The organism is Kitasatospora sp. NPDC004615 (assembly GCF_042873545.1).
Classification (GTDB): Bacteria; Actinomycetota; Actinomycetes; order Streptomycetales; family Streptomycetaceae; genus Kitasatospora.
The window spans coordinates 67067-92521 of the sequence record NZ_JBIALQ010000017.1 but is presented as its reverse complement, the minus strand read 5'-3'; the positions used below and the strand labels follow the sequence as shown (position 1 = coordinate 92521).

28 protein-coding genes and 1 pseudogene are annotated in these 25455 nt (G+C 71.7%); 14 read left to right on the top strand and 15 right to left on the bottom strand.

What is annotated here, in order from left to right; all coding sequences use genetic code 11:
* Positions 1 to 246: 246 nt before the first annotated feature.
* Positions 247 to 489, top strand: a complete 243-nt coding sequence (locus ACFYS8_RS35745; RefSeq protein ID WP_387649629.1) for a hypothetical protein — start codon at positions 247 to 249, stop codon at positions 487 to 489.
* Here the strand turns inward: ACFYS8_RS35745 and ACFYS8_RS35740 are convergent.
* Positions 472 to 1593 (bottom strand): IS630 family transposase, encoded by a 1122-nt coding sequence (locus ACFYS8_RS35740; RefSeq protein ID WP_387649634.1) that lies wholly within the window; start codon positions 1591 to 1593, stop codon positions 472 to 474. The two genes, ACFYS8_RS35745 and ACFYS8_RS35740, sit on opposite strands and share 18 nt — an antisense overlap.
* Positions 1594 to 1731: 138 nt before the next feature.
* Here ACFYS8_RS35740 and ACFYS8_RS35735 point away from each other — a divergent pair, with 138 nt between their 5' ends.
* Entirely contained in the window at positions 1732 to 2181 is a 450-nt protein-coding gene (locus tag ACFYS8_RS35735; RefSeq protein ID WP_387649627.1) for a hypothetical protein, read from the top strand.
* 94 nt (positions 2182 to 2275) lie between these two features.
* Here ACFYS8_RS35735 and ACFYS8_RS35730 read toward each other — a convergent pair whose 3' ends face one another.
* Positions 2276 to 3304 (bottom strand): 2-dehydropantoate 2-reductase, encoded by a 1029-nt coding sequence (locus ACFYS8_RS35730; RefSeq protein WP_387649625.1) that lies wholly within the window; start codon positions 3302 to 3304, stop codon positions 2276 to 2278.
* Between the two features lie 343 nt (positions 3305 to 3647).
* Between ACFYS8_RS35730 and ACFYS8_RS35725 the strand changes: the two genes are divergently transcribed.
* Positions 3648 to 3923, top strand: coding sequence for a hypothetical protein (locus ACFYS8_RS35725; RefSeq protein ID WP_387649623.1), 276 nt, complete (start codon positions 3648 to 3650; stop codon positions 3921 to 3923).
* A 64-nt stretch (positions 3924 to 3987) separates the two neighbouring features.
* Here the strand turns inward: ACFYS8_RS35725 and ACFYS8_RS35720 are convergent, their stop codons facing one another.
* On the bottom strand, positions 3988 to 5115 hold the full coding sequence (locus ACFYS8_RS35720) for a PP2C family protein-serine/threonine phosphatase (RefSeq protein ID WP_387649621.1): 1128 nt from the start codon (positions 5113 to 5115) through the stop codon (positions 3988 to 3990).
* A gap of 324 nt (positions 5116 to 5439) precedes the next feature.
* On the opposite strand from ACFYS8_RS35720, the gene ACFYS8_RS35715 reads away from it, so the two are divergent.
* The 4 genes from ACFYS8_RS35715 (at position 5440) to ACFYS8_RS35700 (ending at position 10482) form a co-directional block, all read left to right on the top strand.
* Complete coding sequence (locus ACFYS8_RS35715) at positions 5440 to 6900, top strand: PHB depolymerase family esterase (RefSeq protein ID WP_387649618.1); 1461 nt, start codon at positions 5440 to 5442, stop codon at positions 6898 to 6900.
* A gap of 236 nt (positions 6901 to 7136) precedes the next feature.
* Positions 7137 to 8639 (top strand): APC family permease, encoded by a 1503-nt coding sequence (locus ACFYS8_RS35710; RefSeq protein WP_387649615.1) that lies wholly within the window; start codon positions 7137 to 7139, stop codon positions 8637 to 8639.
* Positions 8636 to 9010 (top strand): cupin domain-containing protein, encoded by a 375-nt coding sequence (locus tag ACFYS8_RS35705; protein WP_387649612.1) that lies wholly within the window; start codon positions 8636 to 8638, stop codon positions 9008 to 9010. The genes ACFYS8_RS35710 and ACFYS8_RS35705 overlap by 4 nt, the downstream gene beginning before the upstream one ends.
* 80 nt (positions 9011 to 9090) lie before the next feature.
* Positions 9091 to 10482 (top strand): NAD(P)/FAD-dependent oxidoreductase, encoded by a 1392-nt coding sequence (locus ACFYS8_RS35700; protein ID WP_387649610.1) that lies wholly within the window; start codon positions 9091 to 9093, stop codon positions 10480 to 10482.
* Positions 10483 to 10534: 52 nt separating this feature from the next.
* On the opposite strand, the gene ACFYS8_RS35695 is transcribed toward ACFYS8_RS35700, so the two are convergent.
* On the bottom strand, positions 10535 to 11173 hold the full coding sequence (locus ACFYS8_RS35695) for a DinB family protein (RefSeq protein ID WP_387649608.1): 639 nt from the start codon (positions 11171 to 11173) through the stop codon (positions 10535 to 10537).
* Positions 11174 to 11240: 67 nt separating this feature from the next.
* On the opposite strand from ACFYS8_RS35695, the gene ACFYS8_RS35690 reads away from it, so the two are divergent.
* Complete coding sequence (locus ACFYS8_RS35690) at positions 11241 to 11675, top strand: cytidine deaminase (protein ID WP_387649605.1); 435 nt, start codon at positions 11241 to 11243, stop codon at positions 11673 to 11675.
* 9 nt (positions 11676 to 11684) lie between these two features.
* On the opposite strand, the gene ACFYS8_RS35685 is transcribed toward ACFYS8_RS35690, so the two are convergent.
* The 3 genes from ACFYS8_RS35685 to ACFYS8_RS35675 all read right to left on the bottom strand — a co-directional run bounded on the left by ACFYS8_RS35685 (position 11685) and on the right by ACFYS8_RS35675 (position 13967).
* On the bottom strand, positions 11685 to 11954 hold the full coding sequence (locus ACFYS8_RS35685; RefSeq protein ID WP_387649602.1) for an acylphosphatase: 270 nt from the start codon (positions 11952 to 11954) through the stop codon (positions 11685 to 11687).
* A 93-nt stretch (positions 11955 to 12047) separates the two neighbouring features.
* Complete coding sequence (locus tag ACFYS8_RS35680; RefSeq protein WP_387649599.1) at positions 12048 to 13307, bottom strand: MFS transporter; 1260 nt, start codon at positions 13305 to 13307, stop codon at positions 12048 to 12050.
* Positions 13308 to 13403: 96 nt separating this feature from the next.
* Positions 13404 to 13967 (bottom strand): DinB family protein, encoded by a 564-nt coding sequence (locus ACFYS8_RS35675; RefSeq protein ID WP_387649597.1) that lies wholly within the window; start codon positions 13965 to 13967, stop codon positions 13404 to 13406.
* Between the two features lie 181 nt (positions 13968 to 14148).
* On the opposite strand from ACFYS8_RS35675, the gene ACFYS8_RS35670 reads away from it, so the two are divergent.
* From ACFYS8_RS35670 to aac(6'), 3 genes are all read left to right on the top strand, one after another.
* Complete coding sequence (locus ACFYS8_RS35670; protein ID WP_387649594.1) at positions 14149 to 15348, top strand: MFS transporter; 1200 nt, start codon at positions 14149 to 14151, stop codon at positions 15346 to 15348.
* 90 nt (positions 15349 to 15438) lie between these two features.
* The gene (locus ACFYS8_RS35665; protein WP_387649591.1) at positions 15439 to 16416 is read left to right on the top strand and encodes an LLM class flavin-dependent oxidoreductase; all 978 of its coding nucleotides are present in this window, start codon (positions 15439 to 15441) and stop codon (positions 16414 to 16416) included.
* A gap of 8 nt (positions 16417 to 16424) precedes the next feature.
* Positions 16425 to 16898 (top strand): aminoglycoside 6'-N-acetyltransferase, encoded by a 474-nt coding sequence (gene aac(6') / locus ACFYS8_RS35660; RefSeq protein ID WP_387649589.1) that lies wholly within the window; start codon positions 16425 to 16427, stop codon positions 16896 to 16898.
* 316 nt (positions 16899 to 17214) lie between these two features.
* On the opposite strand, the gene ACFYS8_RS35655 is transcribed toward aac(6'), so the two are convergent.
* From ACFYS8_RS35655 to ACFYS8_RS35640, 4 genes are all read right to left on the bottom strand, one after another.
* Positions 17215 to 17445 carry a hypothetical protein gene (locus tag ACFYS8_RS35655; protein WP_387649586.1) on the bottom strand — a complete coding sequence of 77 codons (231 nt, stop codon included), beginning with the start codon at positions 17443 to 17445 and terminating at the stop codon, positions 17215 to 17217.
* Between the two features lie 405 nt (positions 17446 to 17850).
* Entirely contained in the window at positions 17851 to 18186 is a 336-nt protein-coding gene (locus tag ACFYS8_RS35650; protein WP_387649583.1) for an MFS transporter, read from the bottom strand.
* Complete coding sequence (locus ACFYS8_RS35645; RefSeq protein ID WP_387649581.1) at positions 18183 to 18644, bottom strand: SRPBCC domain-containing protein; 462 nt, start codon at positions 18642 to 18644, stop codon at positions 18183 to 18185. The genes ACFYS8_RS35650 and ACFYS8_RS35645 overlap by 4 nt, the downstream gene beginning before the upstream one ends.
* The gene (locus tag ACFYS8_RS35640; RefSeq protein ID WP_387649578.1) at positions 18641 to 18994 is read right to left on the bottom strand and encodes an ArsR/SmtB family transcription factor; all 354 of its coding nucleotides are present in this window, start codon (positions 18992 to 18994) and stop codon (positions 18641 to 18643) included. Before ACFYS8_RS35640 ends, ACFYS8_RS35645 begins: the two co-directional genes overlap by 4 nt.
* Positions 18995 to 19141: 147 nt before the next feature.
* Here ACFYS8_RS35640 and ACFYS8_RS35635 point away from each other — a divergent pair.
* Positions 19142 to 19462: pseudogene (locus ACFYS8_RS35635) on the top strand (GNAT family N-acetyltransferase); the annotation flags it as partial.
* Positions 19463 to 19525: 63 nt separating this feature from the next.
* Positions 19526 to 19834 carry a hypothetical protein gene (locus ACFYS8_RS35630; RefSeq protein WP_387649575.1) on the top strand — a complete coding sequence of 103 codons (309 nt, stop codon included), beginning with the start codon at positions 19526 to 19528 and terminating at the stop codon, positions 19832 to 19834.
* Here the strand turns inward: ACFYS8_RS35630 and ACFYS8_RS35625 are convergent.
* Positions 19809 to 22061, bottom strand: a complete 2253-nt coding sequence (locus ACFYS8_RS35625) for an FdhF/YdeP family oxidoreductase (RefSeq protein ID WP_387649631.1) — start codon at positions 22059 to 22061, stop codon at positions 19809 to 19811. The genes ACFYS8_RS35630 and ACFYS8_RS35625 overlap by 26 nt on opposite strands.
* Before the next feature lie 495 nt (positions 22062 to 22556).
* On the opposite strand from ACFYS8_RS35625, the gene ACFYS8_RS35620 reads away from it, so the two are divergent.
* The gene (locus tag ACFYS8_RS35620) at positions 22557 to 23285 is read left to right on the top strand and encodes a class I SAM-dependent methyltransferase (RefSeq protein ID WP_387649573.1); all 729 of its coding nucleotides are present in this window, start codon (positions 22557 to 22559) and stop codon (positions 23283 to 23285) included.
* Between the two features lie 31 nt (positions 23286 to 23316).
* Here ACFYS8_RS35620 and ACFYS8_RS35615 read toward each other — a convergent pair whose 3' ends face one another.
* The 3 genes from ACFYS8_RS35615 to ACFYS8_RS35605 form a co-directional block, all read right to left on the bottom strand.
* Positions 23317 to 24063: a phosphotransferase family protein gene (locus ACFYS8_RS35615; protein WP_387649570.1), complete on the bottom strand. Its 747-nt coding sequence runs from the start codon at positions 24061 to 24063 to the stop codon at positions 23317 to 23319.
* 137 nt (positions 24064 to 24200) lie between these two features.
* Positions 24201 to 24755 (bottom strand): GNAT family N-acetyltransferase, encoded by a 555-nt coding sequence (locus ACFYS8_RS35610; RefSeq protein WP_387649567.1) that lies wholly within the window; start codon positions 24753 to 24755, stop codon positions 24201 to 24203.
* Positions 24756 to 24878: 123 nt separating this feature from the next.
* Positions 24879 to 25280, bottom strand: a complete 402-nt coding sequence (locus tag ACFYS8_RS35605) for a hypothetical protein (protein WP_387649564.1) — start codon at positions 25278 to 25280, stop codon at positions 24879 to 24881.
* Positions 25281 to 25455: the final 175 nt, after the last annotated feature.

The following is a 25455-nucleotide window of genomic DNA, read 5'->3' as shown; positions in this document are numbered from 1 at the left end:
CCCTCGTCGCCCTGGCCCACGCCTTCTGCACCCTGCGGAGGCTGGCCCGGGCCCCAAAAGCAACGGCAGCGGCCTGAGCCTCTACCAGGTCGTCCGCGAGCTGCAGACCATCCTCGCCACCTGGGCCGGCACCTGCCCCACCTGCCACCGCAACATACCCATACCCCTACGAACCTGACCAAGCCCTACTAGTGCTCTGGCTGAAAACGTTTACCGGGTTCGGCCGTAGGCCGGCACGATCGGTTCGTGAATCTTTCTGAGGGCCTGGCGGGCTGGACCGATTGGGATGGTGCTGCCTTCGTGGCGGGCCGCTCGTTGGGCATCTTTGACGAGTCCGTGACGTTCGCACAGGTCAAGTCGGTGTTCTGGACTGACAACCCATTGGGTGATGCGTTGCACGAGGTGCTTCTTCAACTGGTTGCAGCGGGGGTGCTGAGGCGACGGGAGGAACCGGACGAGCAGTTCCGATGGTCAGGCCGCAGTTTGTAGGGGTCTGCCGCCCCAGCGGATGCCTTTCTCGCTGCGGATGCGGGCGCGCTCCTTGCGTTGTGCGGCCAGGACATCGGGGTGCCGGGCGTTGGCGTTGCGCCAGCGCAGGTAGGCATGCAGCGCGCGGGTCTGGACCGTGTGGTTCGGATGGTTCGAGTTCGCCAGGGTGAACTGCCGCAGCGGTCCGAAGTGCGCCTCGATCGGATTGGCCCAGGACGCGTTGGTCGGAGTGAAGCACAGGTGGACGTTGTTGTTCTTCGCCCAGCGCAGGATCCTCTTGCCGTTGTGGGCGGAGAGGTTGTCCAGGATCACGTAGACCGGTGCGCCGTCCGGGCGGGCGGCTCGGATCGACCTGAGCGCGGCCAGGGTGTTCGCCGTGCCCTTGCGGCGATGGTTGATGCCCCACAGGGTGTCGTCGCCGACCGAGTAGCAACCGTGGAAGTAGGTGACGCCTTGGGTGCGCGTGTAGGTGGCAGGCAATCGGTCGGGGCGGCCTTGCTCGGCCCAGCCGCTGCCGGCGGTGGGGCGGATGCCGAGCGGCCCGAACTCGTCGAACGCGAACGTGCGGTCGGGAAAACGTTCCAGGACGTGCTCGATTCGGTCGAGTTTCGCGTCGTGGTCGGGGTCGGTGGACTCCTTCCAGGTCTTGGTGCGCTGGAAGGTGACGGCCCGTCGGGCCAGCAGGCATCGCAGGGCCTCGCGGCCGATCCTGATGACCCGGCTGTGGACCTTGCGCAGGTAGGCGAGCAGTTTGCGAATCGACCAGCGGGTGAAGGGCTGCCCGAGTTTCGTCGGGCGGGTGGTGGCCGTCTGGACGACGAAGTCCTCGTCGTCAGTACTGAGAAGGCGGGGACGGCCTCCCGCCCACCGAGGGTCCAGGCAGGCCAGGCCGATCTCGTTGAACCGGTGGATCACGTCCCGCACTGTGTCCTCGTCGGCCTGGACCAGCTGGGCGATGACCGGCACTCGGTTGCCGCCGGCGGAGGCCAGCAGCATCATCGCCCGCCGGTAGCGCACCGTGTTCGTGCTGCCTCGGCGCACGATTCGTTGCAGCTGCTGCCCCTCCTGATCTGTCAGCCTGCGAACCCTGACCGGCTCCGCCACCATGCCTCCCCATACCGAATCGGACGTCGGTCCACATCCAACCGGTTCAGGCGTCGCCACCACCAACCCGGCGAACCTATGCGGTCACAGCACTAGGCTAGGGGGAGCAGCACACGGACAACGAGGGGCGGCAACGACATGGTGGGGACCGAACTGGCCGAACTGGCGGCCTCCGGGGCGACGGCGCTGGTCGGCGCGGTGGCCACCGACCTGTGGGGGCAGGTGCGTGATCGGGTCGGCCGGCTGCTCACCCGCGGCCGGGAGAGCCGGGTGGAGGACGCCCGGATGGAACTCGCCTACGCCGAGGTCCTCGACGCCGAGGAGAACGGCCTGCCCGCGGTCCGCGAGACCGTCCGGCAGGACTGGGAACAGCGGCTGCTCACCGTCCTGCGCGAGGACCCGACCGCCGTCGCCGAACTGCGCGCCCTGCTCGACGAGATCGCCCCGCAGGGCGCCGGGCCGCGCATCGAGGTGACCACCATCCACAACGAGATCACCGCCGACGTGCACGGCATCGCCCTGCAGATCGGCCGGGTCGACACCAGCAACGTGACGGTGCGGCAGCCGGGCGATCAGCAGTCCCGGTGACCTCGACGGCCGTGGCGGCAAGTGCTGTTGCGGGGGCTGCCGTACCGAGGCTGAACGTCACATCGAGCCACCGTCAGTGCCGGACCCCGCAGGATCACTGCGCCCGGGTGCCGAGTGCGGCCAGCAGTTCGGGCCCTGACCAGGACGGCGGGGTCGGCGCGGACTCGGCCTCCCGGACCAGCTCCAGCAGCCGCCGGTTCGCGGGCGCCGCCAGCCCGTGCCGGGCGGCGAGGGCCAGCACCTCGCCCTGGAGTTCGTCGACCTCGGTGCGGCGGCCACGCTGCAGGTCCTCCCACATCGAGGACCGGGCCTGCGCGTCCACCCGCAGACTCGCCGCCGCGAGCCGCCGGAACAGCCCGTCCGGCAGCCTCAGTACGGCGGGCATCCACGACGCCGGAACCGGACCGAGCCGGGCCGGCACCAGCCCCGCCGCCCGCAACGCCGCCAGACCCTCACGCTGACATCGCGCCAGCACCAACCGGTATGGCCTGCTGCCGAGTTGCTCGCGGAGCGGCCGCCCGGACAGCGCGTTCACCGCGTTGTTCAGGTTGAGCAGCAACTTCGCCGCCTGCACCTGCGGCATGTCGCCACGCAACTCCACCGGCAGCCCGGCCGCCAGCGCCACGGCGGCGAACCGCTCTGCGGTGTCGGCACGTTCGAGCATCAGGCGGCCGTCGGTGCCCTGGTGGAACGCGCCCGGCCCGGTGCGGACCACGTTGTACGGAACCATCCCGGCCAGCACCCGGAGCCCCGGGAGGGCTTCGGCGAGCAGGCGGGCGTTGTGCAGCCCGTTCTGGAAACTGATCACGGTGGTCCGCTCGTCCAGGTGCGGGGCGAGCTCACGGGCGGCCTCGGCGGTGTCCGACGACTTGACGGTCACCAGCACGTAGTCGGCCCCGGCAGCGGCCGAGGCATCCACCGCAGTGCCCGGCCGGGCCCGCAGCCGACGGTCGCCCGGCCCGGTCAACGTCAGCCCCGCACGGTCGAGTTCGGCCATCGCCGCCGGACGCCCGATCAGCGTCACCTCGGTGACGGCCGACAGCGCCCCACCAAGACGGCAGCCGACGCTGCCCGCCCCGAACACGGCGATCCGCAGCGGGGAGGCGGAACGGTCATCGGACACCGGAGGCTCCTTCGTCGATGGCAACGGCCCCGAGGTTACCGCCCGGTCGCCTCCCCGTCAGCGCAGGTGCCGCTGGGTAAAGTGCTGGCAGCCGGGGTTCTCACCGGGCGAAGATGCAGCCATGCGTCGTCCCAACACCGACCCTGAGTTGATGGACCTGGTCCGGCGATTCGCGGCCTGTGGCAGCAGTGGACCGAGGCCACAACGAACACGGTGCGGAATCCGCAGGAGTACCGGAAGGTCGTCGAGCAGCTCTGTGCCTTCGCCGGCGAGTGCGCCGGGCTCTTTGTCGGAAGGGAAACCGGCTGCTGAGACCTTCGAACCCCTCAGTAGGGTAAGGATCATGACGATGAACCAGGGCCGCGGGCCGAAGACCGACCAGGACAGTAGCGTCGAGGACGTGACGCTCCTCGTCCTGGAATGGCTGGGCGAGCAGGGCGTGAACGCGATGATCAGGGTGGACGCCGAGCGGGTGGCCGACAACGCACCGGCGTGGACGTTCGCCGCAAGCGGGGGTCCCCTGGAGCACGGCATCCGGGCGGACGGGAGGACGGTGCAGCACTGCATGTCGGCGGCCCTGGCCCGGCTGCGCGAGGCCGGGCTGCCGGTTCCGTTCTGATCTCCTAAGGATCCTTCCGCTTCGCGCAGTTCCCCGCGCCCCTGTCGAACGGATCGACGGTCCGTCAGTGCCCGGACGGGCCGTCAGGTTCGGTGTGGCGGGTGGCGAGGAGGGCGGCGACGTCGTCGTCGGGTGGGCCGCCGGCGTAGTGGCGGAGGTCGCGGCGGAGGTTGTGGAGGACGGTGGGGGAGGGGGCGGTGGTCCAGCCGGCGAGGCGGTCGGGGAGGGGGTAGAACTCGCCGTGGCGGTCGCGGGTTTCGGAGACGCCGTCGGTGTAGAGGAGGACGCGGTCGCCGGGGCCGAAGGGGACGGTCGCGGAGCGATAGTCGGAGGCGACCAGGGCGGACAGGTTGAGTGGCGGCAGGGGGACCTCGGGTTCGAGGAGGCGGACGCCGTGGGGCTGGATCAGGACGGGTGGCGGGTGGCCGCAGTTGAGGAGGCGGGCCTCGGGGCGGTCGTCGGGGATCTCCAACAGGACGGCGGTGGCGAAGCGTTCGGCGGCGTCGGGTGAGGATGCCCGCTCGGCGTAGCGGTGCAGGCCGGTCTCCAGGCGGCTGGCGAGGGCGGGGAGGTCCTTGGAGTCGTAGGCGGCTTCGCGGAACGAGCCGAGCAGTGCGGCCGCCATCTCGACGGCGGGGAGGCCCTTGCCCTGGACGTCGCCGAGGATGATCCGCACCCCGAAGGGGGTTCGTACGGCCTCGTAGAAGTCGCCGCCGATCTGGGCCTGTTCGGCGGCGGCCGTGTAGTAGAGGGCGAGGTCGACGCTGTTGATCCGGTCGGGCAGTGGACGCAGCACCACCTCCTGGGCGGTCTGCGCGACCGAGCGGACCATCGCCAGGTCGCGTTCCCGGTGCACCCGTTGGGCGGCGGAGTACGCGGCGGCCAGCGTGACGGTGACGGTCGCGGCGATCACCGAGGCGCCGGCTGCGCCGACACTGTGGTCGCGGATCAGGGCCAGCACCACTTCGGTGAGCACGGCGAGGCCGCCGATGGCGAGTGTCCCGGCGGGGCCCCAACTGGCGGCGGCGAGCGCGGGGGCGGCCACCACGAAACGGTCGTAGCGCTGGCCGGCGGGGGTTTCGCTGTCGGCGGCCGCCGCGAGGGCGATCAGCAGGAACGGGGACAGGCGGGTGAGGGCGGTGAGGATCGGTCGCGGCTGCGAAGGATCCCGCTTGTCGGTGATCGTGGGCATGACCCGGTGAACGGTACCCGGGCGGCGCGCCCGGGTGTGGGAGGCGCGGGCGGGTGGCACCGGACAAATGATCAATGCGGCGCGGAGTGAATGAGCGGCTCAACGGCCGCCGCCACGTCGGACCGTGGGCGGAACCGGTCGGATGATCGGCGCGGCGCGGAGCCGATGAGCGCCTCAATGTCCGCCGCCACCATGCCAGTCGGCCCCTCGGTGGTGCGCGGGGCCATGGGCGGCCACCTGGTCCGCGCCGATGATTCACGCCAAACGTGCTCGGCCACCCCCCACTCAAGGCAGATGAGCACACGGCGAGAGCGGAGCCCCCACATGGCAGGACACTTCGGCACGGGACGGATCGGGCACTGGGCAAAGGCACTGCTCGCTGGAGCGGTGCTGACCGCAGGTGTGCTGACCGGCGCCCCGCAGGCCTCGGCGGCGGGGCTCGGCCAGGTCACCGGGTTCGGCAGCAACCCGGGGAACCTGGCGATGTACAGCTACGTCCCGAGCGGGCTGGCCACCGGCAAGCCGCTGGTGGTGGCGTTACACGGCTGCACCCAGACCGCCAACGACTACTACGGCAACTCGGGTTGGGCGCAGCTCGCCGACCGCTGGGGCTTCGCGGTGGTGTTCCCGCAGACCAACTCGACCAACAACATGCTGTCCTGCTTCTCCTGGTTCGACAGCTCCAAGGACACCCGGGGCAAGGGCGAGGCGCTGTCGGTCAAGCAGATGGTGGGCAAGGCGGTGGCGCTGTACGGCAGTGACCCGTCGCGGGTGTACGTGACGGGCCTGTCGGCGGGCGCGGGCATGGCGGCCGATCTGCTGGCCGACTACCCGGACGTGTTCGCGGGCGGTTCGATCGCCTCCGGTCTGCCCGCGCAGTGCGCGACGACGCAGTCCGCCGCGTCCGGCTGTCAGAACGCCAGCCAGAATCTGACGCCCGCCCAGTGGGGCGACAAGGTGCGGGCGTCGAACCCGGGTTGGGCCGGGCCGTGGCCGCGGGTGGCGATCTGGCACGGCAGTTCGGACACCACCGTGGCGCCGGTCAACGCCACCGAGCTGCGTGACCAGTGGACCAATGTGTGGGGCATCCCGCAGACCGCGTCCGCCACCCAGTCGCTGCCCGGCGGCACCACGCTGAGCGTGTACAACGACAGCGCCGGGAAGCCGGCGGTGCAGCTGTACAGCGTGTCGGGGATGGGTCACGGTCTGCCGGTCAGTCCGGGCAGCGGTACCGCCAACTGCGGCCAGGCCGGCGCCTACTTCCTGAACACCATCTGCTCGTCGTACTACACCGGTCTGTTCTGGGGTCTGGACGGCAGCGGCAACAACGGTCAGCTGCCCGCACCGGGCGGCCTGAGCGTCACCGGCACCACGGACAGCACCGCCTCGCTGAGCTGGAACGCGGTACCGGGCGCGGCGTCCTACACCGTGTACCGGGGCGGCGCGCAGGTCGGCACCAGCGCCGGCGCCACGTACACCGACACCGGGCTGACCGCGGGCACCGGGTACGCCTGGACGGTCGCGGCGGTGGACGCCAACGGGGCGGTGGGAACGGTGAGTTCGGCCGTGACGGGGACCACCACCGGCAGTGTGTTCACGCCCAAGTGCTACACCGACAACAACTACAACCAGGTCTCGGCGGGCCGCGCCCACCAGAGCGGCGGGTACGCATATGCGAACGGCTCCAACCAGAACATGGGGCTGTGGAACCTGTTCGTGGTTCACACCTTGAAGGAGACCTCGGCCGGGTATTTCGTGCTCGCGGACTCCGGCTGCACCGCCTGAACCCGTCCGGACAAGCTCTGACCAGCGGTGATGTGGGCTCTGCCGGATTTGCCCGCGGGGCCCACCAGAGTGTCAGGGGGGCAACAAGACGTCTGACAGATTGAATGATTGTCCTACGTCAACGGGGCGGCCAGACTCGTGCATCTCAACATCCGAGCCGACACCCGATTGCCAAGGTGAAAATGACCGCCATCCCCGTGGCCCCGCCGGAGCACCGGTGGGCAACGCCCAAGCGCGTGAGCCTGGTTCCCCTGGTCGCCCTGATCTTCTTCAGCGTCTCCGGCGGCGCCTACGGCATCGAGTCGCTGTTCTCGACGTCCGGGCCCGGCATGGGCATCCTGCTGATCCTGATCGCCCCGCTCATCTACAGCGTGCCGCACGCCCTGGTCTGCGCCGAACTCGGCACCGCCATCCCTGTCGAGGGCGGCTACTACCACTGGGTCAAGCGCGGCCTCGGCCGATTCTGGGCCTTCCAGCAGGGCATGCTGGCCTGGGTGTGCAGCTTCGTCGACATGGCGCTCTACCCGGTCATGTTCACCTCGTACCTGTCCAGCCTGATCGGCGTCGTCGCCCCCGGTAAGCACGTGTTCTTCACCGTCCCGCTGATCGCCGGCCACAACCTCGACGTGGACCTGAACTGGGTGATCTGCGCCGGCGTCATCGTGATCTTTACACTGCTGAACCTGATGGGCGCGGGCTGGGTCGGCGACTCCTCGGTGCTGTTCGCGATCATCTGCCTCACCCCGATGCTGATCCTCACCGCGATCGGCGGCTACCACCTGCTGACCGAGGGCATCAACCCGGTCACCCCGCTGACCGCCGAACAGGGCCAGTCCACCTGGAACGCCTTCGGCTCCGGCCTGTTCATCGTGATGTGGAACTACTCCGGCTGGGACTCGGTCTCCACCGTGGCCGGCGAGATGGAGAACCCGAAGAAGCACCTGCCCAAGGCGCTGTTCTGGTCCGTCCTGCTGATCATCGTCGGCTACCTGCTGCCCTCGGTCGCCGCGCTCGCGGTCGGTGCGGACGGCGAGAACGGGTGGAAGAGCTGGGACGAGGGCGCGTTCCCCGACATCGCCGGTGAACTGGCCGGCCCCTGGCTCCAGTACACCGTCACCGTCGGCGGCCTGTTCGCCTCGGTCGCGATGTTCTCCGCGCTGCTCGCCTCCTACTCCCGACTGCCGTCCGCGCTCTCCCGCGACGGCTACCTGCCCCCGTGGGTCTCCAAGGAGAGCAAGCGCTACCGGATGCCGATGGCGTCGATTATCGGATCGTCCGTCATCTACGCACTGTTCTGCTTCTCCAGCTTCAGCAACCTGGTGGTATTCGACGTCTTCCTCACCAACATCGGCATCCTGCTGGAGGTCGCCGCGCTGATCGCGCTGCGCATCCGCGAGCCCGAACTGGAGCGTCCCTACAAGATCCCCGGCGGCTGGTGGAGCATCGGCCTGATCACCGTCTGCCTGACCGCGATCAGCGTCTGGGCCGCCATCGAGCAGTACAACGAGGCGGGCGGCAAGGCCGTCAAGTACTGCCTGATCGTGGTCGGCGCGGCGCTGCTGCTCTTCCCGCTGCTGTCGCTGCGCAAGGCCGCCAAGGAGTCCGCCGCGCTCGACCGGGCCGCCGCCGCGAACGGGTCGGTGCACGGCGACGCCTACGGGCTGTCAGGGTCGCAGTGGGACCCGGCACACAGTGACAAGGCCGCCACCGGCACCGGAACGGGTAGCGTCGAGGCATGATCAACAGCTTCGCCTTGCACGTCCCGGACGTTGAGCTGGAACCCGAACCGCTCGATGCCGAGCAGATCGTCTCCGGCACCCCCGAGGTCACCGGCAAGGTGGTCTGGGAGTCCGCCGACGGCCGCCAGATCCGCGGGATCTGGCAGATCACGCCCGGCGTGGTCACCGACACCGAGGCCGACGAGATGTTCGTCGTCCTCAGCGGCCGGGCCACCGTCGCCTTCGAGGACGGCCCCGTCCTGGAGGTCGGCCCCGGCGACCTCGCGGTGCTGCGCGAAGGCGACCGCACCACCTGGACCGTCCACGAGACGCTCCGCAAGGTCTACACCATCAACCTCGGCCCGGAGGCGGCCGGGGACGAGGACCGATAACCGCCGCGAACGGCACAGCAGTCGGCCCGGCCGCCCCCACGGCCGGGCCGGCCACCCTCCCAAGGCAAGGAACCGAGAACATGGACCCCGTACACGCCCTGCGGGACGCCAAGCCCACCCCGTTCTGGCTGGAGGACCCCGGTCGTCCGCAGGCCAACTCGGCGCTCACCGGAGACGTCCGCTGCGACCTGCTGGTCGTCGGCGGCGGCTACAGCGGCCTGTGGACCGCGCTGATCGCCAAGGAACGCGACCCCGGCTGTGACGTGGTCCTGATCGAGGGCCAGGAGATCGCCTGGGCCGCCTCCGGCCGCAACGGCGGCTTCTGCGCCGCCAGCCTCACCCACGGCCTCGGCAACGGCCACGAGCGCTGGCCGGACGAACTCGCCGCCCTCGAGCAGCTCGGCGCCCGCAACCTGCAGTCCATCGAGGACGCCATCACCACGTACGGCATCGACTGCGACTGGGAGCGCACCGGCGAACTCGACGTCGCCACCGAGCCGCACCAGGTCGAGGAACTCGCCGAGCTGTACGAACTCGCCAAGCAGTACGGCGACTACGAGCTGCTGGACGCCGACGCGATCCGCGCCCAGGTCAACTCGCCGACCTACCTCGGCGCGCTGTGGGACAAGGACGGCGTGGGCATGGTCCACCCCGCCAAGCTCGCCTGGGGCCTGAAGCAGGCCTGCGAGAGCCTCGGCGTCCGGATCTTCGAGCACACCAGGGCCACCGACATCGCCGAGTCCGGCTCCGGCATGGCCGTGCGCACCCCCTACGGCCGGGTGTTCGCCCGCCAGGTCGCGCTCGGCACCAACGTGTTCCCCTCGCTGATCAAGCGGATCCGCCCCTACACCGTGCCGGTGTACGACTACGCGCTGATGACCGAGCCGCTCAGCGACGAGCAGCTGGCCTCGATCGGCTGGCAGGGCCGGCAGGGCATCGGCGACAGCGCCAACCAGTTCCACTACTACCGGCTGTCCGCCGACAACCGGATCCTGTGGGGCGGCTACGACGCCATCTACCACTACGGCGCCAAGGTCCGCAACGAGTACGACCACCGGCCGCAGACCTACCGGACCCTCGCCCGGCACTTCTTCGAGACCTTCCCGCAGCTCGAGGGGCTCCAGTTCACCAACGCCTGGGGCGGCGCGATCGACACCTGCACCCGGTTCTCCGCGTTCTTCGACACCGCCTACCACGGCAAGGTCGCGCTCGCCGCGGGCTACACCGGCCTCGGCGTCGGCGCGACCCGGTTCGGCGCCGAGGTGATGCTCGACCTGCTGGCCCGCAAGAACACCGAGCTCACCACGCTGGAGATGGTCCGCCGCAAGCCGCTGCCGTTCCCGCCCGAGCCCGTTCGCTGGGCCGGCATCGGCATCACCAAGTGGTCGCTGGACCGTGCCGACCGCAACGGCGGCCGCCGCAACCTGTGGCTGAAGACCATGGACACCCTGGGCCTCGGCTTCGACAGCTGACGCCTGTTCGTTCCGCCGGCCGTCCCTCGGAGGGACGGCCGGCGGTCGCTTGTCAGTCCGGGACGCTCTCGCCCGCCGCGTGGGCGGCCTCGCGTGCGGCCTGCTCGACCCGGGTGTGGTGGGCCGGCCACCAGTCGGGGGAGACGTCGGGGAGGACGGCGTCCCCCGGGCGCAATCCCGTCGAGCCGTCGAGGAGTTCACGGACCACGTCGGCCTGGCCGGTGTGGCGCTGGGTCTCGGCGACCATGTGGAGCAGGATCCGGCCGAGCGTGAGGTGGTGGCGCGGCGGCCAGGGGACCTGGCCGAGGGCGTCCAGCGGCAGGTCGTCGATGGTCGCGTCCGAATGCGCCCAGACCCGGCGGTACTCGGCGAGCAGCTCCTCGCGGCTCTCGTCCGGGCGGGCCCACAGATCGTCGTTGGCGTCGGCGGCGCCCGCCACCCACAGGCCCGGCCCGCCGTCGAAGGGACGGCCGAAGGTCTCGCCGAAGTAGACCGCCTCCGCGCCCGTCAGATGCTTCACCACCCCGAGCAGGTTCGTCCCCGACGGCGTCACCGGGCGGCGCACGTCGTACTCCGACAGGCCCTCCAGCTTCCACAGCAGAGCATCCCGGGCGTCCTGGAGGTACAGCTTCAGATCCCGTTTCACGGCGGCGAGTTGATCGGGCGGGTTCGAGTCGTCGATGGTCGTCATGGCCGGAGTGTGGTCAAGATCCGAATTGGCTCGCAAAGGGTTTTCACACTCCGGTAACGTTCGCGGCATGGCCGTTGATCAAGAACTCGTCGATGCCGCAATCGAATTGACCCGCCGCCGGTTCCCCGGACAGGAATGGGCCGGCGCCGCGGCGCTGCGGCTGGACGACGGCACCGTGCTGACCAGCACCGCGCCCGAGCCGCCGAACAACGCGGTACGGGTGTGCCACGAGACCGGCGCGATCTGCGAGGCGTACAAGCTCGACCGCAAGGTGGTGGCCTCGGTGTGCGTCACCTTCGCCGACGACGGCAGCGGGTTCTGGGTACTCGCCCCGTGCGGCGTCTGCCAGGAACGGCTGTTCGCGTACGGCCCCGACGTCGAGGTGGGCGTCCCCGTCCCCGAGGACCCGACCCGTTGGCGCACCCTGAAGCTGCGCGACGTCCAACCCCACTGGTTCGCCCGGGTGTTCCCCGACGAGACGTGGACCTACCAGCAACCGTAGGGTCTGTCCTCAGTCGGTGATGGCGAAGACGAGGAGGCCCTCCAGCTCCTCGTCGATCACCTCGACGTGCTCGACCACCGCCCGGGACGGGCCGTGCCGCATCCACCCCACCATCGCCTCCACCGGCGCCTCGTCGCCCTCGAACACGGCCTCCACCCGCCCGTCCGGCAGGTTGCGCACCCAGCCGGCGATGCCCGACTGGGACGCCGCCTGCCGGCAGGAGTCGCGGAAGAACACGCCCTGCACCGTGCCCGAGACCAGCACCCGACGCCGGATCACCCGCACCCACCTCGCCCCGCTCGCCGCCGATACTGCCCGCAGGTATATCCCAGCCGGGGCGGCCCGCGGCGGCAGGCAGGGCCGGACCGGCCGTCAGTTGGTGGTGGCCGCCACCGGCCGCGGCGCGGCCGGGGCCGCGTCGTAGCCGTCGATGCTGCGGCTGAACGGGCGCCAGGCGAACAGCGTGAGCACCGCCATCACCGCCGCCGAGAACCAGAACGGCCCGGTCAGGCCGAACGCGCGGGCCAGCGGGCCGCCGAGCAGCGCGCCCAGCGCCGAACCGCCGACCGCCAGCGCCATGAAGACGCTCATCACCCGGCCGCGCAGCTCGTCCGGCACCGAGCGCTGCACCAGCGTCCGGTCCACGTTCATCCAGACCGCGCCGTGCACGCCGAACATCCACAGCACCGCGCCCGCCACCCACGCCGAACCCGCCAGCGCCAGACCGACATGCGTCAGCGTCTCCAGCACCAGGCCGGTGCGCAGCAGCACCGAGGACGAAAACCGGGCCTGAAGCCGCGGCGCCACCGCCGCCCCCAGCAGGCCGCCCACCGCCCCGACCGACATCAGCGCGCCGTAGCCGAACGGGGACAGCCCCAGGTGCTCACGGGCGTACAGCACCATGATCGAGAACCCGGCGATCAGCGTCACGTTCATCAGGCACAGCGCGAGCGTCAGCGTCCGCACCGCCGGATTCGCCCACAGCCAGCGCACCGCCTCGCCGAACTGACGGCGCACCGGCACCCGGGCGGCCGCCGGCGCCGACGGCTGCTTGCCCGGCACCGGCGGCAGCATCGAGATCAGCACGGCCGCGCCGGCGAAACTCAGCGCGTCGACCGTCATCGGCACACCGGCCGCCACCCCGAACAGGGCCGCGCCCAGCGGCGGGCCGCACAGCTTGTTGAGCACCGTATAGGCCCCGAACATCCGGGAGTTGGCGCGCGGCAGCTGCTCGGACGGGACGAGCGCGGGCAGCAGCACGGCGGACGCGTTGTCGCCCAGCGCCGCGCAGGCACCCAGCAGCAGACCCACCGCGTAGATCAGCGGCAGCGAGACCACCCCCGCGAACACCGCGCCCGCCAGCACCGCCGTCAGCGCGGCCCGCGCCGCGTTCATCGCCACCGTCAGCCGCCGCCGGTCCACCCGGTCCACCAGCACGCCGCTTACCGGGGCCAGCAGCAGCCACGGCAACTGCTGGACGAACACCGACAGGCCGACCAGCACCGGATCCCTGGTCAGCGACGTCACCAGCAGCGGGGCCGCCGCCGCGACGATCCCGTCCCCGAGCGTCGACACCGCCGACGCCGACCACAGCACCCCGAACGCCCGACCAAGCCCGCCGGCCCGCTTCATCCCGCTTCACCCCATGCCGCGTCCGATTTCCGGGAAACGTCCGACGCTAACGGCAGGGGCCGCCCGCGCGCACATGGTTTTCGGGCCGCGCGGGGACTACTGGCCGGTGCGGCCGTCGACGCGTTCGCGCAACAGGTCGGCGTGGCCGCAGTGGCGGGCGTACTCCTCGATGCGGTGCACCCACAGGGCGCGGACCGGGTCGTGGTCGCGGCCGATCCGGGCGCCCAAGTCCGGGAACTTCGCGAACTCGGCGTCGGTGTCGGCCTGTTCGCGCTCCAGGTCGGCGAACGCGCCGTCCACCACCGATCGCTCGGGCAGCGCACCCTCGAAGTCGCCGTCCGGATCGCCGTACAGCTTGGGCGCCGGCTCGCCCGGGGCGATCCAGTTGCGCCAGTCGCGCTCCACCTCGGCGAGATGCCGGATCAGGCCCAGCAGCGACATGGTGGACGGCGGGACGGAGCGGTGGGCGAGCTGCTCCGGCGACAGGCCCTCGCACTTCATCCGCAGCGTCAGCCGGTAGTTCGTCAAGTAGTCCTGGAACGTGGCCAGTTCGCCGTCCGGCGCCGATCCGTTCGTGTTGCGCGGATCGTCGTCCGGGTCCACCCACATGTCGGGGTACACGCCCGCCTTCGTCCAGCGCTCGGGAAGTTGCTCGCTCATCGTCCGGATGATTCCGGCCCGCCCGGCCGGCGGCAAACGATTTTCCGAGGAAGCGCGCCCTTCGCCCGGTACGCGGACGGCGGGGGTGCTCCACGGGCGGGGCCCGGTAGGATCGGTTGGCGCTGACAACGTTGACATACCGTCGGTGCACCTACTGACCCCCTCGTTGTGGAGCACCCCCATGCCCCTGGCGCTCGTCGCCCTCGCCATCACCGCGTTCGCCATCGGCACCACCGAGTTCGCCGCCATGGGACTGCTCCCGCAGATCGCCCACAGCCTGGACGTCTCCATCCCGCAGGCCGGATGGCTGATCTCGACGTACGCGGCCGGCGTGGTGATCGGCGCCCCGCTGCTCACCGCCCGCACCGCCGGACTGCCCCGCAAGGCCGTCCTGGTGGGCCTGGTCGCGCTGTTCACCGCGGGCAACCTGCTGTGCGCGCTCGCCCCGAACTTCGCCTTCCTCGCCGCCGCCCGGCTGATCACCGGCCTGCCGCACGGCGCGTTCTTCGGCGCGGGCGCCGTCGCCGCCGCCGAACTGGTCGCCCCGCACCAGCGGGCCCGCGCCATCTCGGTGATGTTCTCCGGCCTGACCGTCGCCAACATCGTCGGCGTCCCCGCCGCCACCCTGCTCGGCCAGCACCTCGGCTGGCGCGCCGCCATGCTCGTCGTGGTCGCCATCGGCCTGCTCGGCACCGTCGCCATCGCCCGCCTCGTCCCGCAGCTGCCCGCCCACCCCGGCGCCGGACTGCGCAGCGAACTCTCCGCCTTCCGCAGCGGACAACTCTGGCTCGCCCTCGCCACCGTGGTCTTCGGCTGCGCCGGACTGTTCGCCTGCTACAGCTACATCACCCCCACCCTCACCGAGGTGGCCGGCTTCGCCGACTCCTCCGTCACCCTGGTCCTCGCCCTGTTCGGCGTCGGCATGACCATCGGCAACGTCATCGGCGGCTACGCGGCCGACCGCGCGCTGCGCCCCGCCCTGTGCGGCGCGCTGCTCGCGATGTCCGGCGCGCTCGCGCTGTTCGCCGTCACCGCGCACGCCCGCTGGTCGGCCGCCCTGACGGTGGTGCTGATCGGCATGGCCGGGTTCGCGGTCGTCCCGACCGTGCAGACCCTGGTGATCGACAAGGCCCGCAAGGCGCCCACCCTGGCCTCCGCGACCGTCCAGGGCGCGTTCAACGTGGCCAACGGGCAGGGCGCGTACTTCGGCGGACTCGCGCTCTCGGCCGGCCTCGGCTGGACGTCGCCGACGCTGGTCGGGGCCGGGCTGGCGGTGATCGGCTTCCTGATCGCCGTCGGGTCGTGGATCGCCGACCGGCGGGCGCCGGTGGTGGTCGGCGACCAGCCGGTGGCGGCCGAGCAGGTGGGTGCGACGCTCTGACGGGGGGTCATCGGGGGCTGGCGGTAAGATCACCGGATTTCCGCGCCGGCGGCGCGGAGGTGACCGTTCCGCGCACGTGAGGAGCCCCCGATGCCCAGCACCACCAGCGTCCGAGGCCGGGTCGGCGTCATGCTGCCCCGCGACCTGCCCGCCCGCGACCTGATCCCGTACGTGCGCCGGGCGGAACAGCTGGGCTTCGACGAACTGTGGGTGGTCGAGGACCTCGGCTGGCGGGGCGGCGTCGCCCAGGCCGCCACCGCGCTCGCCGTGACCGACCGGATCACCGTCGGCATCGGCATCATGCCCGCAGGCGCCCGCAACGTCTGCTTCGCCGCCATGGAACTCGCCACCCTCGCCCAGCTCCACCCCGGCCGGGTGACCGCCGGCATCGGCCACGGCATGCCCGGCTGGATGCGCGACGCCGGCGCCTGGCCCGCCAGCCCCCTCACCCTGCTCAAGGAGTACACGACCGCGCTGCGCACCCTGCTGCGCGGCGAGCCCGGCCCCGCAGGCGGACGCTACGTGCGCTGCGAGGGCGTCCAGTTGACGGAACTCCCGGACGTGGTGCCGCCCGTCGTCCTCGGTGTGCGCGGCCCCAAGTCGCAGGCCGCGGCGGGCGAAGTCGCCGACGGGCTGCTGCTGGCCGAACCCGCCACCCCCGCGTACATCGCGAGTTCACGCCTCCACCTCGGCCCCGGGGCCACCGTCGTCACCTACGACGCCGCCGCGGTCGACGACGACGAGAGCGCCGCCCTCGACCAGGTCCGGCCCGGCCTGGCCGCGATCGGCGAACCCGACTGGGCCGCCCACCTCGACCCCCTCCCGTTCGCCGCCGACCTCCGCGCCCACCGTGCGGCCAGCCCCGACGGCGCCGAGTTCGCCCGCACCCTCCCCGCCGAGTGGGTCCGCACCCTCGCCATCGCGGGCACGCCCGCCCAGGCGCGCGAGGCCATCGCGGCCCGGCACGCGGCTGGCGCCACCACCGTCGTCCTCGCACCGGTCGGCGCCGACGCGCTGCGCTCGCTGGAGTCGCTGGCGCGGGTGCTGCCGGCTGCCGTGAGGGGATAGTGAGGGGCATGGAACTGCGTGGGGGCAAGGTCGTACTGCGGTCGGTGGCCGTCGGGGACGAGGAAGTCCTCGGCAGGATCGTGCGGGAGCCGGAAGTCGCCGCGTGGTGGTCGCCCCCCGACGACTTCGCGGGCATGCTTGCCGTCGTCCTCGACGGCGAGGTCATCGGAGCGATCCAGTTCGCGGAAGAAACCGACCCCGAGTACCGGCACGCCGGCCTCGACATCTTCCTGACGGCCCGCCACCACGGCAAGGGACTCGGCACCGACGCCGTCCGCACCCTCGCCCACTGGCTGGTCCACGAACGCGGCCACCACCGGCTGACCATCGACCCCGCCGCGGCCAACACCGCGGCGATCCGCAGCTACGCCAAGGTCGGGTTCAAGCCCGTGGGAATCATGCGGGCCTACTGGCGCGACCACCGGACGGGCACCTGGCAGGACGGACTGCTGATGGACCTGCTCGCGGAGGAGCTGACCTGACCTGCCTGCGCCGGTCGCGGCGCAGCGTCGGTCTTCGAAGCGAGGTCGACGGCGTGCCGGCGGAAGCGTCCGTCAGCGTCCGTCAGCGTCCCGGGGGACGGGCCGGGCCGCTTGCCAAGGAGCGTCAGCGCCGTGAGCAGGGCGAGTGCGGCGAAGATCGCGGCTGCGCCGAATGCGGACTGCCGGCCGGCGAGCGGTGCCCGACCGCCGACCGTGGCGATGCCGGTGCAGATGGCTGCGCCGAGGGCGGTGCCGAGGGCGAAGGAGGCGTCGGCGAGGGCGGCGGCGACGCCCGGGTCCGGGCCGGCGGCGCTGGTCAGTGCGGCGGTCTGCGCGCAGACCGTGGCAGCGCCCTCGCGCCGAACAGGAGCAGTGCGGCCGCGAGCAGGCCGGGGGAGCTGTCGGCGGGCGTGCGGGTGAGGAGCAGGCAGGCGGCACCGAGCAGGGCGGTGCCGGCGGCGGCCACCCGTCGTGGGCCGAGGCGGGGCAAGATCCGCCGGCTCAGCAGGGCGCCTGCGGCGGCCGTCACGGTCATCACCGCTGTCATCAGCCCGAATTGGGCCGCCGATCGGCCGAGTACCCGCTGCGAGCAGGCCGGGGGAGCTGTTGGCGGGCGTGCGGGTGAGGAGCAGGCAGGCGGCACCGAGCAGGGCGGTGCCGGCGGCGGCCACCCGTCGTGGGCCGAGGCGGGGCAGGATCCGCCGGCTCAGCAGGGCGCCTGCGGCGGCCGTCACGGTCATCACCGCTGTCATCAGCCCGAATTGGGCCGCCGATCGGCCGAGTGCCTGCTGCAGGTAGGCGGTGAGGGTGACGAGCATGCCGTCGACGGTCATGCCGGCGAGGAGCAGGAGGAGGTTGCCGCCGATCAGCCCGCGTGAGCGCAGGGAGCGCAGGGACCGCAGGGGGGCGAGTGGGGACGGCGATCGCCGTTCGATCCGGACGAAGAGGCCGATCAGCGCGCCCGGGAGGCGCCCAGGGCCTGGACGGACGGGGCGAGCCCGCACGCCAGCGAGGCCAGGACCCGCAGCGCCATTGCGGCGAGGAACATCCGCCGACGGCCCAGCAGATCCGCCGTGCGGCCGCACAGCGGCAGCAGCCTGCCGAAGGCCAGGGCGCAGACCGTCACGGTCCACTGGACGGCGGGGCCGCGCAGGCCGAGGTGGTGCCCGATCGCGGGCAGGGCGGTGAGCAGGCTGGTGCCGTCGAGGACGGTCAGGGAGAACGCCGCGCCCAGCAGCATCAGCACCCGCCAACGGCCTTGCTGGGCACGGACGTTCGTGGTTGTCACCGTTGCGCGGTGCTGCGCAGGACTTCGGCGGCGAGGGCGTCGAGCCAGGTGCCGGTGCCCTGTTCGCGCCAGCTCGGCTGCTCGTGGCCGTCGAGGAAGGTGCCCTGTTCGGTGAGCAGCAGACGGGTGCCGCCGTCCTCGGGGTGGAACTGGACCGTCGTCAGGGAGACCGTCGCGAGCGTCCCGTTCTCGGAGAGGGTGGAGGTGTAGACGATGCGCTCGTCCTGGACGATGTCGCGGTACCAGGACTCGAAGGTCAGCGCCGCGCCGGTGTCGGAGCGGCCGCGGTTGACCTCGCGGCCGCCGACGCGGAAGTCGAGTGCGTGCTCGGCGTCCGGGCCGGCGAACCAGCGGGCCTTGGCCTCCGGGGCGGCCCAGGCGGCGAACACCGCCGCCCGCGGGGCCGGGTAGAGACGTTCGAGGGTGAACGTGGCGTGGGTGACCAGGCGGTCGGTCATGGTGTGCTCCCTTGATCCGGGCTGTCGCGCTGTGCGGACAGGTGGTCGCCGAGGCGGTCGAGACGGTGTTCCCAAACGGTGCGCTGCGCCGTGATCCAGCCCTCGGCCGCACGCAGCACGGCCGGCTCCAGGTGGCAGGTACGCACCCGCCCGACCTTCTCGGACCGGACCAGCCCGCACGCCTCCAGCACCTGTAGATGCTGCATCACTGCCGGCAACGACATGGCAAGCGGCCGCGCCAACTCGCTGACGGAGGCGGGCCCGCGGACCAGCCGCTCGACGACGGCGCGGCGGGTGGTGTCCGCGAGTGCCTGGAACACCCGGTCCAGCGAACCAGAATGGTTAAGCATGTACTTCACTATTCTCCGCCGGGAGCGATTGGTCAAGTACTTGCTTAACCATTTGGGCGGCGTGCACCTCCTCGCCCGAGGGGTTGGGCGCCAGGCACCCACCCGTTCCGCTCCACCTGGTCCTACGGCACACCCGTCGAACGGGCCCGGTCCCTGGGCATCGAGCACCACGGCCGCGGTCTGGGCACCGAGGCCCGGATCGCCATGCTGCACTTCGCCTTCGACGGCCTGGCCGCCGAGTCGGCGATCTCCGGCTCGTTCACCGACAACGCCGCCTCCGTCGCGATCTACCGCAAGCTCGGCTACCTCCCCGACGGCCTCGAACGCGACAACCGCCGTGGCGAACTCGCCGTCACCCAGCGCTTCCGCCTGGACCGCGCCGACTGGCAGCCCACCCGCCGCTCCGACATCGAGCTGACCGGCCTCGCCGCGTACGCCGAACTGTTCGGTCTCCCCGGGGGAGGCTGAGGAACTGCCGCTCCCGATACGGACGTTGGACGGACGAGTGTCGGGACGGACGATGGAGCGGTGATGCTGCCCTACCTGATCACGCTGGCGGTGCTGGCCGGCGTACTGACCCTGCTCGGCCTGGCCGGGCAGGCGCTGCGGCGGCACCGCGGAGCCGCCGCAGCGGTCGGCGGAATGCTGGCCGCGTACGAGGAGGCGGTGCGCGGCACCTCGTACGCGGCGCACGCCGAACTGCTCGCCGAGGCCGACCGGAAGGCGCCCGTCGAGGTGCCCGGCGGCCGGTTCGAGGGCCGGGCGCTGCTCTCGGACCGCGCGGCCCGCCCCGCGCGGGGGCGGTGGCGGACCGTCAGGGCCTGGTGGCAGCGGGGCTGATCACCACGTTGAGGTGCTTCATGATCGGCTGATCGCTCTGGCTGCTGTAGTCGCCCAGCGCGCACAGCACGTTCATCTCCGGCATGTACCCGGCCGCGCACCCGCGCGGCAGGTCGTACGGGACGGCCAGGTAGCCGTGCAGCGAGCGGGTCGAACCGTCGCGCGCGGTGGCGGTGATGTCGACCGGGTCGAGCTCGGCGAGCCGGCGTTCGCGCATGTCCTGACGGTTCATGAAGACCAGCGTGCGCAGGTTCTTGACGCCCCGGTAGCGGTCGTTGTCCGAGTAGATGGTGGTGTTCCACTGGTCGTGCGAACGCATGGTGCCCAGCACCAGCGTCCCCGGCTTCGGCAGGACGTCCGGCAGCGGCGCCGTGGAGAACTCCGCCTTCCCCGACGGGGTGAGGAACACCAGTTCACGGGCCGGCTGCTTGATCCGGAAACCCAGCGGCAGCCGCACCCGACGGTTGAAGTCCTCGAAACCGTCCAGCACCTTCGCCATGGTGTCGCGGATCCGGTCGTAGTCCTCCACGTACCACTCCCACGGCGTCGCGCTGTCCGGCAGCGCCGCCCGCGCGATACCCGCGATGATGGCCGGCTCGGACAGCAACTGCGCCGACGCCGGGCGCTTCCGCATGCCCACCGACAGGTGCACCATGCTCATCGAGTCCTCCACCGAGGTGGCCTGCACCCCGCCGCGCTGCCGGTCCTGCTCGGTGCGGCCCAGACACGGCAGGATCAACGCCCGCCGCCCGTGCACCAGCTGGCTGCGGTTCAGCTTCGTCGCCACCTGCACCGTCAACTCGCACTTGCGCAGCGCCCGGTGGGTGAACTCGGTGTCCGGCGCGGCCATCGCGAAGTTGCCGCCCATCCCGACGAACACCGTCACCTCGCCGCGCGCCATCGCCCCGATCACCCCCACCGTGTCCAGCCCGTGCTCGCGCGGCGGCTCGAACCCGCACACCTTCCCCAACCGGTCCAGGAACGCGGGCGCCGGACGGTGGTCGATCCCGCAGGTCCGGTTGCCCTGCACGTTCGAATGCCCGCGCACCGGCGACGGACCCGCCCCCTCCCGGCCCAGATTCCCGCGCAGCAGCAGCACATTGACGATCTCCCGGACGGTGTCCACCCCGTGCTCGTGCTGCGTCACCCCCAGACACCAGGAGAAGATCGACCGGTCCGCCTCCCGGTACACCCGCGCAGCCTCCAGCAACTGCGCCCGGCTCAGCCCGCTCTGCCGCTCCAACTCCTCCCACGGCGTGCGCTCGCACAACTCCCGGTACGCGGCGAACCCCGTGGTGTGCCGCTCGACGAACTCCTCGTCCAGCGCCCGCGGATCGTGCCCCGCCTGCTCCAGCAGCGCCTTCGCGATCGCCCGCAGCAGCGCGAGGTCCCCGCCGATCCGCACCTGCAGGTTGAGCGTGCTGGTCGCCGTCGCCCGCAGCAGCGCCATGTCCAGGAACTCGTGCGGCACGATGGTCCGGGTCGCCGCCGCCTCCACCAGCGGATTGACGTGCACCACCTGCGCGCCCCGCCGGTGCGCGTCCGCCAGCGCGGTCAGCATCCGCGGCGCGTTCGACGCCGCGTTCACGCCGAGGATGAACAGCGCGTCCGCCGCCTCCCAGTCCTTCAGGTCGGCCGTTCCCTTCCCGGTGCCGAGCGAGGCCGTCAACGCCCGGCCGGATGCCTCGTGACACATGTTCGAACAGTCCGGCAGATTGTTGGTGCCCAGCTCACGGGCCAGCAACTGGTACAGGAACGTCGCCTCGTTGCCGAGGCGCCCCGAGGTGTAGAACGCCGCCCGATTCGGATCGTCCAGCCCGCGCAGCACCCCGCCGACCAGCTCGAAAGCCTGCTGCCAGGAGATCGGCAGGTACCTGTCCGTCTCCGCGTCGTACACCATCGGCTCGGTCAGCCGGCCCTGGTCCTCCAACGCGAAATCGCTCCACCCCGACAGCTCGGCCACGGTGTGCGCCGCGAAGAACTCCCGCCCCACCCGCTTGCCCGTCATCTCCCAGGTGACGTGCTTGATGCCGTTCTCGCAGATGTCCAGATGCAGGCCCTTGTAGTCGTCCGGCCACGCACACCCCGGGCAGTCGAACCCGCCGCTCTCGTGATTCATCCGCAGCACCGCCCGCGGCCCGTCCACCCACTCACCCGTCCGCGCCAGCACCCGCGCCACCGACTTCGCCGCGCCCCACCCGGCGGCGGGGTGGCGGTACGGCTTCACCTCCGGCTCCTGCTGCTCCTTCGGCTCCTGCTGCTTCGGCTGCGGCTCCTCGGTTGCGGTCACGGCGGCACTCCCATCTCTGCGGCTGGCAACGACCTTCCGGATCCTGCCGCCGCCACCGCTTCGGCCGGCACCGCCCACGCCCACCCGCCGCGGCGAACCACACGGGCGGACGTGGGGCTCACTGACCGGCCGTCACCAGTCCGCCGGCGGCTGGACCAGCTCCGGGCCGCCGCGGTGCCAGGTCGGGAGGTAGTCCTCCGGCGGGGACGGCAGGCTCGCCAGACAGCCGTCCGCGCCGCCAGCGCCGGGAACCCCGGCAGTTTCGCGGCGAATCGGTGGCAGCCGCACGCAAAGGCCGCGCGTACTCGGGCCAGTGGTGGCCACCGGACCCGACCGCTCGGGTGGCGGGGGGTGGGGCCCGCAGCCGTCGGCGGGTGTTGGGGATTGCCGTAACGCCCGTACTGCCGACCGAATCTGGGTACGCTCGCGAGCATGTCCTCCTCAGCGCTGTCCTTCGGTGCCGCTGCCCGCCTGTACGACTCGATCCGGCCCACCTACCCCGTCCAGGCCGTCGCCCGGGCCGTCGGTGCCGAGCCGGTGCGCGTCCTGGACCTGGGGGCCGGTACCGGGCTGCTGGCCGGTGTGTTGCGTGCGGCCGGTCACGAGGTGATCGCGGTCGAGCCCGACGAGCAGATGCGTGCCGTGGCCGCCGAACGCCTCCCGGGCACGCGGGTGCTCGCCGGCAGCGCCGAGGACATTCCGTTGCCGGACGAGTCCGTCGACGCGGTCGTGGTCGGGCAGGCGTACCACTGGTTCACTCCGCAGGACGCCCTGCCGCAGATTCACCGGGTGCTGCGCAAGGGCGGCGTCTTCGCCCCGATGTGGAACATCCGTGACGACCGGACGCCGTGGGTGGCCGCGCTCTCCGGCATCGTCGGCAACGAGGGATACGGCCTGGAAGATGCCTGGCAGTACGGGCCGGTGACGCCGTGGTTCACCGAACCCGAACGCGGCCTGATCGAGCACACCGTGACCGTCCCGACGGACCGACTGGTCGACCTGGTGCGGTCCCGCTCCTCGTACCTGACCGCCGACGCCGCCCAACAGGCCCGCCTGGACCGGGAGATCGGCGAGTTGGCCGCCACCGACCCGGCGCTGGCCGGCCGCGACAGTGTCGAGATGCCCTACCGGACCTGCGTCTACCGGATGCGACGGATCTGATTCCCGGCCGGAGTCCTGGGGTCCGGCGGCCTCACAGCCGGGATCTCAGCACGTCGACCTCGCAGCCCGGCGCGAAGGGGTCGAAGCCGTGCTCGACCAGCCAGCGGACCGCCAGCAGGCTTCGCAGCGACCACCACGCGTGGATCACCTCGCGGTCGACGTCGGTGCCGTAGCCGGTGATGACGTCGGCGAGGTGTTCCTCGTGTCCGAGGGTGAAGGTGGCGAGGTCGTACAGGGCATCGCCCCGGCCGGCCTCGGACCAGTCGATGATGCCCGTGACCTCGTCACCGTCGAGGAAGACGTGCGCGATCTGCAGGTCGCCGTGGGTGAAAGCCGGGGTCCATGGGCGGAGTGCCGCCTCGGCGACCTGGCGGTTGCGGGTGACCAGGTCGGCGGGCAGGACGCCGTTCGCCACGAGCAGCTCGCACTCGGCGTCAAGTTCCGCCGCCAGCACGGCGATGCTCCGCCCGGCCCGCCCGAGTCGGGACGGCAGCGGTGCGTCATGCAGCTTCCGGATGGCAGCGCCCGCCGCGGCCCACGCCGCCGGCGATCCGGTCGACGGCCCGCCGAGGCGGCCGAGCGTCGTCCCCGGGAGAGCGGCCATCGCGAGCGCGGGCGGTTGGTACCACAGGACTTCCGGGGTCGGGACCGGTGCGAGAGACATCGCCTCGACCTCGGCGCCGAGGCGCGCGCCGTCGGCGTCCACCTTCAGGAACACGTCGCCGACGCGCAGAGTCGCACGCTCGGAATGGGCGACGACGACTTCGACTTCATCCATGGGCGCCCAGTATCCCGGCGACGGCCGCCGGCGTCGCCGGGTTTGTCACGTGCGGCGATGCGGCCGTGCCCGGAGGTTCGCAGGCCCCGCAGGCAGGCAGGCAGGACCTGGCGACGAGCTCCCGGCTGCCGGTGCCGTCAGCGGGCCCGGGGGCGGAAGGCCGGGTAGCCGAGGATGACGAGCTGTTCGGCCGGGTTGAGCGCGTACGGAACGCGGAGGCCCGTCGGTTCGAAGCCCAGGCGGGCGTAGAAGGACTGGGCGCGGGCGTTGGACTCGTGGACTCCCAGGGTCAGTCGGGTGACGTCGATGTGGGTCTCGGCGAAGGCTGTGGCTGCCGCCACGAGGGCCGCGGCCGGGCCTGCCGGGCCGCGGTGGGCCGGGGTGACGTAGACGCCGTGGACGTGGGCCGTTTCCGGGACGTCCGGGAGCGGGGCGGCGCCCGCCATGCCGATGAAGGCACCCGAGGGCGCGGACGGGTCGAGGGCGACGAACAGGGCCGCGGAAGGGGAGGTCGCCGCCTCGGTGGCCAGGGCCTGCCAGTCCGCGTCGGGGAGGGCCGCAGTCGCGGCGTGGGTGACGCTGAACGCCGTCGGCGAGTCCTCGAGGGCCTCCAGGCGCAGCGCGCGGAGCGAGGGCCAATCCTCCGGGGTGATACGGCGGATGAGGTGGCGGGCGGGTGTCGGCGAACTCATGGGGCGATCTTCCCGCACCGGGTGTTCTCCTCTGGCGGCGGGGCGGTTCGACCACGAGAAGCACGAGAAGCACGAGAAGGACGAGAAGGACGAACTTGCGGCCCGTAGGCTCGTTCCGTGGTGTCAGCGGAGGGCGGGCGGGAGGTCGAGGCGTTCCATCCGGGTCAGGCACCGGTCGATCTCGGTGGCCAACTCCGTGGCGGTCGTGGGGAATTCCTCGGGGCCGGTGGACAGCAGCTCGGTGACGTTGCCCTCGTCGTCCTCGACGGTGACCGACGCCAGCATGTCGGTGCCGGTGGTGGCGAAGCTGACGGCCAGTTGGGCGATCAGCGTCAGGCCGCCGGCCAGTTCGAGCGTCTGGCCGTCGAGGTAGCAGGCCTCGTCCGGGTGGTCCGAGTACTGCCAGGCCGGGCCCAGCGGTTCCCGTCCGCGCACCGTGCCGGCTTCCGCCCAGGTGCGGGCCAGGCGCTTCAGCCGGAAATGGGCGTCGCGGAGGGCAACTGCCGTGTGCCCGACGTCGTTCATCTGGTTCGCTCCTGCCGGTGGATGGTGATCAGGGGCTCAGCGTAGAGCGAGCCCTGGCGGCCACGTCGCCGCAGGTCACCGGGCCGGTGCGGGCGAGCAAGTGGCGCTCGGGAAGGGCCTGTTGCAGCAGGAGTGCTCACCCGTCCCGGAAGTGCGCACCTGGCCATCAGGGGTG

What these genes read in the sequence shown, in the direction of transcription:
- ACFYS8_RS35670 (WP_387649594.1), top strand. Translation starts at nt 14,149, where the DNA reads ATGCCCCTGGCGCTCGTCGCCCTCGCCATCACCGCGTTCGCCATCGGC.
- ACFYS8_RS35690 (WP_387649605.1), top strand. Translation starts at nt 11,241, where the DNA reads ATGGCCGTTGATCAAGAACTCGTCGATGCCGCAATCGAATTGACCCGC.
- ACFYS8_RS35700 (WP_387649610.1), top strand. Translation starts at nt 9,091, where the DNA reads ATGGACCCCGTACACGCCCTGCGGGACGCCAAGCCCACCCCGTTCTGG.
- ACFYS8_RS35615 (WP_387649570.1), bottom strand. Translation starts at nt 24,063, where the DNA reads ATGGATGAAGTCGAAGTCGTCGTCGCCCATTCCGAGCGTGCGACTCTG.
- ACFYS8_RS35605 (WP_387649564.1), bottom strand. Translation starts at nt 25,280, where the DNA reads ATGAACGACGTCGGGCACACGGCAGTTGCCCTCCGCGACGCCCATTTC.
- ACFYS8_RS35705 (WP_387649612.1), top strand. Translation starts at nt 8,636, where the DNA reads ATGATCAACAGCTTCGCCTTGCACGTCCCGGACGTTGAGCTGGAACCC.
- ACFYS8_RS35630 (WP_387649575.1), top strand. Translation starts at nt 19,526, where the DNA reads ATGCTGCCCTACCTGATCACGCTGGCGGTGCTGGCCGGCGTACTGACC.
- ACFYS8_RS35640 (WP_387649578.1), bottom strand. Translation starts at nt 18,994, where the DNA reads ATGCTTAACCATTCTGGTTCGCTGGACCGGGTGTTCCAGGCACTCGCG.
- ACFYS8_RS35720 (WP_387649621.1), bottom strand. Translation starts at nt 5,115, where the DNA reads ATGCCCACGATCACCGACAAGCGGGATCCTTCGCAGCCGCGACCGATC.
- ACFYS8_RS35695 (WP_387649608.1), bottom strand. Translation starts at nt 11,173, where the DNA reads ATGACGACCATCGACGACTCGAACCCGCCCGATCAACTCGCCGCCGTG.
- ACFYS8_RS35645 (WP_387649581.1), bottom strand. Translation starts at nt 18,644, where the DNA reads ATGACCGACCGCCTGGTCACCCACGCCACGTTCACCCTCGAACGTCTC.
- ACFYS8_RS35725 (WP_387649623.1), top strand. Translation starts at nt 3,648, where the DNA reads ATGACGATGAACCAGGGCCGCGGGCCGAAGACCGACCAGGACAGTAGC.
- ACFYS8_RS35610 (WP_387649567.1), bottom strand. Translation starts at nt 24,755, where the DNA reads ATGAGTTCGCCGACACCCGCCCGCCACCTCATCCGCCGTATCACCCCG.
- ACFYS8_RS35675 (WP_387649597.1), bottom strand. Translation starts at nt 13,967, where the DNA reads ATGAGCGAGCAACTTCCCGAGCGCTGGACGAAGGCGGGCGTGTACCCC.
- ACFYS8_RS35665 (WP_387649591.1), top strand. Translation starts at nt 15,439, where the DNA reads ATGCCCAGCACCACCAGCGTCCGAGGCCGGGTCGGCGTCATGCTGCCC.
- ACFYS8_RS35655 (WP_387649586.1), bottom strand. Translation starts at nt 17,445, where the DNA reads ATGACAGCGGTGATGACCGTGACGGCCGCCGCAGGCGCCCTGCTGAGC.
- ACFYS8_RS35735 (WP_387649627.1), top strand. Translation starts at nt 1,732, where the DNA reads ATGGTGGGGACCGAACTGGCCGAACTGGCGGCCTCCGGGGCGACGGCG.
- ACFYS8_RS35680 (WP_387649599.1), bottom strand. Translation starts at nt 13,307, where the DNA reads ATGAAGCGGGCCGGCGGGCTTGGTCGGGCGTTCGGGGTGCTGTGGTCG.
- ACFYS8_RS35715 (WP_387649618.1), top strand. Translation starts at nt 5,440, where the DNA reads ATGGCAGGACACTTCGGCACGGGACGGATCGGGCACTGGGCAAAGGCA.
- ACFYS8_RS35620 (WP_387649573.1), top strand. Translation starts at nt 22,557, where the DNA reads ATGTCCTCCTCAGCGCTGTCCTTCGGTGCCGCTGCCCGCCTGTACGAC.